Here is an 8,698-nt window from a genome sequence, read left to right as displayed (position 1 = left end):
GCCCTGGTGCGCTTGCGCTTCCCCTGGCGGTTGGCGGTGTTCACCGCCGCCACCTTGACCGAAAAGATCTTCTCGATCGCGATCTTGATCTGGGTCTTGTTCGAGTCAGGGTGCACCAGGAAGGTGTACACATTGTCGTCGATCAGGCTGTAGGACTTCTCTGAGATGACCGGGGCCAGGATGATGTCGCGGGGGTCAGTGACGGTCGCCATCAGGCCGAAACCTCCTCGCCAGTTTTGCTGTTAGCGGTGATGTAGGCGTTGAGCGCCTCGACGGAAAACACCACGTCGTCGGCGCGCAGCACGTCATAGGTGTTGAGCTGGTCCGGCGTCAGGAGGTGCACACCAGGTAGGTTGCGCACGCTCTTGGCTCCGGTCTCGTCGCTGCGTCCGATGACCACCAGCACCTGCTTGTGGTCGGTCAACGTCCCCAGAAAAACCTTGGCGCTCTTGGTCGACGGAGTCTGGCCAGACACCAGCTCGGTGACCGCGTGGATGCGACCATTGCGTGCCCGGTCCGACAACGCGCCGCGCAGCGCAGCGGCGATCATCTTCTTCGGTGTCCGCTGGCTGTAGTCGCGGGGCGTAGGACCGTGCACGACGCCACCGCCGGTGAACTGCGGAGCGCGAGTCGAGCCCTGTCGGGCACGACCAGTGCCCTTCTGCCGGTAAGGCTTTCGGCCACCGCCGCGAACCTCACCGCGGGTCTTGGTCGAGTGCGTGCCCTGTCGGGCCGCGGCCCGTTGCGCATTCACCACCTGGTGCATCAAGGCGATATTCGCGGGAGCATCGAACAGCTCCGCAGGCAGCTCAACCGAGCCTTCGGTCTTGCCGGCCGGCGTCTTGACGTCAATCTTCAGCGATTTCGCGGCTTTTTCGGCAGCCATTACTTCTCACCTCGTTTGATCGCGCTACGGACCATGACGAGTCCGCCCGTGCGGCCGGGCACAGCACCCTTGATCAGCAGCACGCCGTTCTCGGCGTCGACCTTGTGCACCAAGAGGTTCTGCGTGGTCACCCGGTCGTTACCCATCCGGCCGGCCATCCGAGTGCCCTTGAACACCCGCGCCGGAGTGGCGCAACCGCCGATGGAACCGGGACGACGATGGACCGCCTGAGCGCCGTGGCTGGCGCCCTGGCCACGGAAGCCGTGCCGCTTCATGGTTCCGGCGAAACCCTTACCTTTCGAGGTGCCGGTCACATCGACATAGCTTCCGGCAGAGAAGATCTCGGCCGTCAGCTCCTGGCCCACCTGGTAATCGGCTGCCGCCTCGGCCTCGTCGAGACGGAATTCGGCCAGGTGCCGGCGCGGGTTGACACCGGCGGCAGCGTACTGGCCGCCCAGCGGCTTGTTGACCTTACGAGGACTGATCTCCCCGTAGGCCAGTTGCACCGCGCTGTACCCGTCAACCTCAGGTGTGCGGATTCGGGTCACCACGTTCGGCCCGGCTTTGACCACCGTCACCGGCACAACGCGGTTGTTCTCGTCGAACACCTGCGTCATACCCAGCTTGGTGCCCAGAATGCCCTTTCTCGCCATTGCTCGCAGATCTCCTACTGGATGTTGACGTCGACGCTGGCAGGCAGATCGATGCGCATCAGCGCGTCAACGGTTTTCGGTGTCGGGTCGAGGATGTCGATCAGCCGCTTGTGGGTGCGCATTTCGAAATGCTCCCGGGAGTCTTTGTACTTATGCGGAGAGCGAATCACGCAGTACACGTTCTTCTCAGTGGGCAGCGGCACCGGACCAACCACGCTGGCGCCAGTCCGGACAACCGTCTCGACGATTTTGCGCGCCGAGGCGTCAATGGCCTCGTGGTCGTAGGCCTTGAGCCTGATGCGGATCTTCTGTCCCGCCACAGCTTCTCCTACCTCACTCTCCGGTGTCGGTGACCCGGTGTCCTGCCGGGCGCCGATCGCGCCCGGATGTTGCGCCGCTGTTTACCTGTCGTGGTCCACCGGCCCCCGCGGTCGGGTGTGTCGCCCGCACGCAGCCTGGTCCGCGATCGAAATTCGTCGCGTTCCAAGATTGGGACCGCACGCGCCCGTTTGGGCGCCGGTCGTATGCCCGACCAGGCGCAAACCCGGCGCAAGGCAACCCGAACAGTATGCCCTAGATCGCGTTATCGGCCAAATCCCCCCAACCCGAGGACCAGTCCGGCTGATCAGCAGCGTCGCCGCGATCGGCGCCAGGGCGGTGCAGTCAGAGACAACATATCCTTACTCCAGAGTAAGATACGGTAGCATGACAAGCCCGACCAGCACATATGCGGCATGGCGGCGGCTTTCCGGCCGTCCCGGTGGTACCCGGCTCTTCTCGGCGGCGGCGATGGCGCGGGTTCCGTACTTCGCCTCGGTACTACCGCACGTGGTGCGGATGGAGCCCGGTCTGGCTGAGGTGCGGGTGCCCAAGTGGTTCATGGTCTACAACCACTTGCACACCGTGCATGCGATCGCGGCCTGCAACGCCGCCGAGGTGGCGATGGGGATGCTGATGGAGGCCACCGTGCCGCGCAGCCATCGCTGGATACCCAAGGCGATGAGCGTGCAATACCTCGAGAAGGCCACCACGTCGTTGCGGGCACGGGCTCAACTGGACCCGCCGGATTTCGCGCAGATCACCGACGGCGTCGAGCTCGTCGTGCCGGTCGCGGTGACCGACCGGCACGGCACCGAGGTGGTGCACGCCGACATCACTACATGGGTCACGCCGAACACGCCCCTTTCCTAACCGACGCGAAAGCGGTGTACTTAAGCGACAAGATGATGCAACCGACGACCGTCGCGGCCGCACTGATCACATCAGCCGCAGTGCTGATGTGCAGCGCGCCGCTGGCCCACGCTGACCCCCAAGATGACGCTTACTTGAACGAGCTTGGCGCGCACGGTATTACCCACTATCCGTCGGACACGCTGATCAATGCAGGCCACCTGGTGTGCACGTATCAATCCGCCGGGGCCGCGCCCTGGCAGACACAGAACGGCCTGATGGGAAACGGCATTGCGGCGCAAGACATTGATGCGGTGGTGCATGCTGCGATGAGCACGTACTGCCATTGAGATTAGGTCTGCACCTGGTAAGTCCCGTGCCCGCGCCGCACCAGCCCGCCGTCGAACTCCAGCACCTCGTTCACCAGGGTGCCGCTCTGGTTGCGGTAATTGATGACCAACACCGACTCGCCCTGATACACAGCGACGATTTGAAAGTGAAGGCCGGGCATGGTCTTCAGTGCGGCGTTCCAGTACTCGCGCACTGCCGCCTTGCCGCGGACCACTCCTTTCGACTCGGGCACCACCCGAGCCGCAACTGGTGAGGTGAAGACGACATCGTCGCGGAAATGAGCGAGCACCGCGTCGACGTCGTGGCGGTTCCAGGCCGCCAACCAATCTTCGGTGAAGGCGCGCGGCTCGGGCGTGCTCACGACCTGCCCTTCAGCGACGCCCAAAATGGGCACTGGTGTGCTTCCTCGAAGTTGCTGATGACCCTGCTGCCGTCGGGACGCAACGACATCCAGAAGTTGTGGTCGGGATCGCCGTTTTTGGCCGGCCAGCCGGGCTGGCCGGTCGCCTTTGGTTTGCCGTTGGCGACGAAATGGGTCCAGTAGCTGATCATCTGGTCGGACAGCTTCCGCTGTCCGGGATCCAGCAGTGGCGCGCCGCCGACCTTGAACAGGTATCGCAGCTCCAACGAGTGGCTGGCACCGACCGGAAACGGGGCCTTCCGCAACAGATCCGGCGCCGGCGCATGAAGGTCGGCGAACTCGTAGGTGTAGACGGGTGCGCTTTGGCTCAGCGAGTCGGCCAATCGGTCCGTCGCGCAAGAGAAGACACCGTCAGTCACCGCCGCCGAGTAAGCAAGCGACGCGTCCCCGCCGTAGTGATCGGGCGGGTAATGCGCCACCACCGCGGCGCCGTCGGCGCCGAAGATGTCCGCGAGCAAGCGGGGGTACTCGGCAGACTTGATGCCGCGGCCCAACTTCGAATACCGCAGCGCCGCGAACATGGTGAACTCGTCGTGGTTGACGCCGATCAGCACCGGAACCCGGGCGGCCCGACCGGCGGCGAATGCCGCGACTGGCCCATCCGGCAAAAACGCTGTACCGGTGACCGGTCCGGAGAGCGCGTCGGAGTCCCCGATGAAGACGTACCACGGCGGGCGGTCAAGCGCGGTCGCCGGCAGCGCGCGCAGACACGCCGCTGTACTGGCCGGATTACGGCACCCGGTCGACGTCGCGTAATCCAGGCTCTGGCGCTGCCCGGTCGCTAAGTCGGCTTGCGCCTGGCATGGCGCGCTTTGGATGATTGCCGCGCGGAACAACCCCGCCGACCCGGGCGCCACCAGGTGATCGCAGACCGAGATGCCACCCGCGGATTCGCCGGCGATGGTCACTTTGTGCGGATCGCCGCCGAAATCGGCGATGTGGTCGCGCACCCAGCGCAGCGCGGTCTGCTGGTCGGCCAGCCCGTAGTTTCCGATGTTTCCCGCCGGGCCGAGCGACGGGTGGGCCAAAAACCCCAGCGCACCCAGCCGGTAGTTGATCGTGACGACAACGATGTGGCCCTTCGCAGCCAGCCAACGCGAGTTGTAGATGTCGCTGTTGCCGTTGACGAAACCCCCGCCATGGATCCACACCATCACCGGGCGCTTACCGGTGCCGCGTCCGGGCGCCGGCATCCACACGTTGAGGGTGAGGCAGTTTTCGCTGGTCGGCTTCCCGACATGCCGGCCGGGGCCGGTGTCCTGCATGCATTGCGGCCCCGGCTTAGTGGCGTCCAACGTCCCCGCCCACTTCGCCGCCGGCCGCGGTGGCTGCCACCGCAGTGGGCCCACCGGCGGTGCCGCGTACGGAATGCTTTGAAACAAACGGTAATCCGCGGCCACCATGCCGCGCATCAGGCCCATCGAGGTGCGCACGACGCCGGCGTCCAGCGGGCCGGCATAAGCAGGCTCGTGCTTCGACGATGTGATGCCGCCGCCCCGGCCACAGGCTGCCGCCACAACGACCGCGACCAGCAAGGCGGCGCAGGCTCGTCGCGGACGAGACGATCGGATCGGCATGAAACCCCAGCCTACGGATCGACGAAAACCGCTCACCGGTAATCGTCGATCACGGACACTGGAAAACCTGACACACGTCAAGAAAATGCCCGAGCCAGCGAGGAAAAAGACAAGAAGGCCGATGAACACACCAATCATTGACGAGGCTGCGAAGGTATTCGCTGATCCGACATCCTATGCCGACGAGCCACGGCTGCATGCAGCGTTGACCCATCTGCGCGCCCACGCACCGGTGTCGCTGGTCGACTGCCCGCCTTATCGGCCGTTCTGGGCGATCACCAAACACGCCGACATCGTGGAGATCGAGCGCGCCAATGATCTTTTCATCAATGAGCCAAGGCCGCTTTTGGCCACCGCCGGCGCTGACGATTTCGCGCGGGAACAGCTCGACGCCGGAATGGGGCTGCGCACCCTGATCCACATGGACGACCCGCAACACCGGGTGGTGCGCGCGATCGGCGCGGATTGGTTTCGCCCCAAGGCAATGCGGGCGCTGAAGGTCCGCGTCGACGAGCTGGCCAAGATCTATGTCGACAAGATGGAAGCCGCGGGCGGTAGATACCGGGAATGCGACTTCGTGCAGGAGGTCGCAGTCAACTACCCGCTCTACGTGATCATGTCGCTGCTTGGCTTACCCGAATCTGATTTTCCCCGGATGCTCAAACTCACCCAGGAACTGTTCGGTGGCGACGACGACGAATTTCGGCGCGGCACCACGCTCGAGGAGCAACTCCAAGTTCTGCTCGAGTTCTTCGGCTACTTCAGCTCGCTCACCGCGTCACGCCGCGAGCATCCGACCGAAGACCTGGCGTCGGCGATCGCTAACGCCCGCGTCGATGGCGTGCCGCTGTCCGACGTCGACACCGCTTCGTACTACGTCATCATCGCGACCGCCGGCCACGACACCACCAGCGCGACGATCGCCGGTGGTCTGCATGCGCTCATCGAAAATCCGGGCCAGCGAAACCGCCTTTGCGACAACCTCGATTTGATGCCGCTGGCCACCGAGGAAATGATCCGCTGGGTGACGCCGGTCAAGGAGTTCATGCGGACCGCCACCGCGGACACGACGGTTCGCGGGGTGCCGATCGCCGAGGGCGAGTCGGTGTATCTGTCCTACGTCTCCGCGAACCATGACGAGGAGGTGTTCGACGATCCGTTCCGCTTCGACGTCGGCCGTGATCCGAATAAACACTTGGCATTCGGGTATGGCGTGCACTTCTGCCTGGGCGCCGCGCTGGCGCGCATGGAGGTCAACAGCTTCTTTACCGAGTTACTTCCGCGGTTGAAATCCATTGAGCTGAACGGAAACCCGGAGTTGATCGCCACGACTTTTGTCGGCGGACTCAAGCACCTGCCGATTCGCTACGACCTTCGTTGAGCGGCTGGTTCTGCGCGCGCTGCACGTACAGAAAGCCGTCCACGGCGGCTCGCGCGCATTCGCGGTAGTCGAAGTCGGGCAGCGTAGACAGCCGGCCCAACACCACCGGGCCGATCAGCAGTGCGATCGCCCGGGTGCGGTCGATGTCACCCAGCTCGGCGGCTTCCGGGCTATCGAAGATGGCATCGAACGGCGCCGCGTACTGCTGGGCGATGCGCTCCCGCAGCGTGCTGATCGCTGAGCTGTCGGCCGTGCGGGTGTGACGAGCTTCTGGCAGCTGCTGCAAGTCCGGCCCCAGCGCCAGCCAACTCATTGCGGTCACCATGCCCGGGGCGTCGGCGAGCGATTGCCCCCAGGCCACCACCAACGTGATGAGGCGATCGCGCAGCGCGCCATTGTCGGAAGGCATCGGCGCCGGCGGTATCAGGCTGTTGAATGCCGCTGCCAGCAAATCGTTTCCGCTCGGGAAGTGACGATACAGGGTGGCCCGGGCCACATTGGCGGCACGGGTGACCGCATCGACGGTCACCGCGCTTGGCCCACCGGAGCGCAGCAGCGCGGTGGCGGCTTCGAGCAAACGAGCACGAGAACGCGCCGGCCGTGGATCGGTCTTGTCGGCGATGTAGACCACCTCCGTGTTTGATCACAAGACTATCCGTCTATCTACGAGACTGTTAGTCTCGAAAATACCCATCGCCGAAAGGAGACGCATCGCCATGGTCGACACCGTCACCCGACCTGACCAGCCTACTGAAGCGGCTGCCGCGCTCGGTTCGAACCGGGCACGAATCTGGACGATGGTCGTGGCCTGCATGGGTGTGACGCTGGTGATCGCGTCGATGGTCGCGCTGAACACCGCACTCGGCGACATCGCGGTGGCCACCTCGGCGACGCAGTCGCAGCTGACCTGGATCGTGGACTGCTACTCGGTGGCCCTGGCTTGCCTGTTGCTACCCGCCGGGGCCATCGGCGACCGCTACGGCCGTCGGGGCGCTTTCCTTATCGGCCTGGCCACCTTTGCGATCGCGTCCTTTGCGTCGGCGGTGTTCACCAGCCCTGTGCAACTCATAGTGGAGCGCGGTGTGGCCGGCGCCGGAGCGGCGTTCATCATGCCCGCCACCCTCTCGCTGTTGACGGCCACCCATCGCGCGGACGAACGCGCGAAGGCCACCGGCATTTGGGCCGGCGTCGCTGGATCTGGTGCGGTCATCGGCATGCTCGGATCCGGGACGCTGCTGCATTTCTGGTCGTGGCGATCCATCTTCTGGGGCTTCGCGGGCTTTGCCGCGCTGATCTTCGTATTGGCGTGCAGCGTGTCGTCCTCACGCGATGAGAAAGCCACCCCGTTGGATTGGCCCGGCGCGGGGTTAATCGCCGGCGCTGTCGCGGTTTTCGTCTTCGGGTTGCTCGAGGCACCCGCACGCGGCTGGAGTCACCCGCTGGTCTACGGGTCGATGAGCGGCGGAGTAATACTGGCGGTGGCGTTCGGATTCGTCGAGGTGCCGCGGCGCCATCCGCTGCTCGACGTTCGGTTGTTCCGCAGACCGGACTTCGCCACCGGATCCGCCACGATCACAATCTTTTTCATGGCGATGCTCGGGTTCTTTTTCGTCATGATGCAATACATCCAACTGGTCATGGGCTACAGCCCGATCCAGACCGCCTTCGCGTTAAGCCCGCTGATGTTGCCGATGCTGACGTTGACCGCGCTGTCTCACTGGTATCTGCCCCGATTGGGCCTGCGGCTGGTGCTGTTCAGCGGCCTGCTGCTCATCTCCGCCGGGTTCTTGTGGATCCGGGTCCTGCAGGTCGACTCGCCGTACTGGGACATGATGTGGCCGCTGCTCGTGATGAGTACCGGCATCGGATTCTGCACGGCACCAAGCACGTTAGCGATCATGACGGCGGTGCCCGACGAGAAGCAGGGGGTTGCCTCGGCGGTCAACGACACCACCCGTGAGATCGGTGCCGCCCTCGGCATCGCGCTGGCCGGGTCCATCCTGGCGGCGCGATATGCCCACGTCCTCACACCGCATCTGGCGGCCTTCCCCGGTCCGGTCCGTGCCCCGGCCTCACATTCGCTGGCTCAGGCCCTGGAGATCTCCAAATCGCTTGGCCCGCAGGGCCGTCAACTCACCGGACTCAGCCAGACCGCCTTCCTGCAGGCGATGGAATCGTCGATGCTGGTAATGGGCCTGATCATCGCGACAGCAGCGCTAGTGATCGGCGCGTGGGCGCCGGGCCGCGATGGCCGCCAGC

Annotated in this window: 11 protein-coding genes; 4 read left to right on the top strand and 7 right to left on the bottom strand. The window is 64.7% G+C overall.

Going from position 1 to position 8,698, the window contains the following annotated elements; translation table 11 throughout:
• The 4 genes from rplW to rpsJ all read right to left on the bottom strand — a co-directional run.
• Window positions 1-212: 50S ribosomal protein L23 (gene rplW, locus WAN71_RS04010; RefSeq protein ID WP_422224091.1), on the bottom strand; the 212-nt coding region annotated here is incomplete at its 3' end.
• Entirely contained in the window at window positions 212-886 is a 675-nt protein-coding gene (gene rplD, locus WAN71_RS04005; protein ID WP_422224090.1) for a 50S ribosomal protein L4, read from the bottom strand. The genes rplW and rplD, both read right to left, overlap by 1 nt.
• Window positions 886-1,539 carry a 50S ribosomal protein L3 gene (gene rplC / locus WAN71_RS04000; protein ID WP_422224089.1) on the bottom strand — a complete coding sequence of 218 codons (654 nt, stop codon included), beginning with the start codon at window positions 1,537-1,539 and terminating at the stop codon, window positions 886-888. The genes rplD and rplC overlap by 1 nt, the downstream gene beginning before the upstream one ends.
• Before the next feature lie 14 nt (window positions 1,540-1,553).
• Window positions 1,554-1,859, bottom strand: a complete 306-nt coding sequence (rpsJ, locus tag WAN71_RS03995) for a 30S ribosomal protein S10 (protein ID WP_003873519.1) — start codon at window positions 1,857-1,859, stop codon at window positions 1,554-1,556.
• Between the two features lie 385 nt (window positions 1,860-2,244).
• Here rpsJ and WAN71_RS03990 point away from each other — a divergent pair, with 385 nt between their 5' ends.
• Together WAN71_RS03990 and WAN71_RS03985 are read left to right on the top strand one after the other, a co-directional pair.
• Window positions 2,245-2,730, top strand: coding sequence for a hotdog fold domain-containing protein (locus tag WAN71_RS03990; protein WP_422224088.1), 486 nt, complete (start codon window positions 2,245-2,247; stop codon window positions 2,728-2,730).
• A 32-nt stretch (window positions 2,731-2,762) separates the two neighbouring features.
• A complete protein-coding gene (locus WAN71_RS03985) occupies window positions 2,763-3,059 on the top strand; it encodes a DUF732 domain-containing protein (RefSeq protein WP_422224087.1) in 297 nt (98 codons plus the stop codon).
• Window positions 3,060-3,061: 2 nt separating this feature from the next.
• Here the strand turns inward: WAN71_RS03985 and WAN71_RS03980 are convergent, their stop codons facing one another.
• Together WAN71_RS03980 and WAN71_RS03975 are read right to left on the bottom strand one after the other, a co-directional pair.
• On the bottom strand, window positions 3,062-3,421 hold the full coding sequence (locus WAN71_RS03980; protein ID WP_422224086.1) for a nuclear transport factor 2 family protein: 360 nt from the start codon (window positions 3,419-3,421) through the stop codon (window positions 3,062-3,064).
• Window positions 3,418-5,058: a carboxylesterase/lipase family protein gene (locus WAN71_RS03975; RefSeq protein ID WP_422224085.1), complete on the bottom strand. Its 1,641-nt coding sequence runs from the start codon at window positions 5,056-5,058 to the stop codon at window positions 3,418-3,420. The genes WAN71_RS03980 and WAN71_RS03975 overlap by 4 nt, the downstream gene beginning before the upstream one ends.
• 121 nt (window positions 5,059-5,179) lie before the next feature.
• On the opposite strand from WAN71_RS03975, the gene WAN71_RS03970 reads away from it, so the two are divergent.
• Window positions 5,180-6,439: a cytochrome P450 gene (locus WAN71_RS03970; RefSeq protein ID WP_422224084.1), complete on the top strand. Its 1,260-nt coding sequence runs from the start codon at window positions 5,180-5,182 to the stop codon at window positions 6,437-6,439.
• Here WAN71_RS03970 and WAN71_RS03965 read toward each other — a convergent pair.
• Window positions 6,405-7,070, bottom strand: coding sequence for a TetR/AcrR family transcriptional regulator (locus WAN71_RS03965; protein WP_422224083.1), 666 nt, complete (start codon window positions 7,068-7,070; stop codon window positions 6,405-6,407). The two genes, WAN71_RS03970 and WAN71_RS03965, sit on opposite strands and share 35 nt — an antisense overlap.
• 85 nt (window positions 7,071-7,155) lie before the next feature.
• Here WAN71_RS03965 and WAN71_RS03960 point away from each other — a divergent pair.
• Window positions 7,156-8,698: MFS transporter (locus tag WAN71_RS03960; RefSeq protein WP_422224082.1), on the top strand; the 1,543-nt coding region annotated here is incomplete at its 3' end.

The sequence above is a fragment of the Mycobacterium sp. genome (assembly GCF_049280035.1).
In the GTDB taxonomy this organism is placed as follows: domain Bacteria; phylum Actinomycetota; class Actinomycetes; order Mycobacteriales; family Mycobacteriaceae; genus Mycobacterium.
This window is presented reverse-complemented; position numbering and strand designations above follow the sequence as displayed.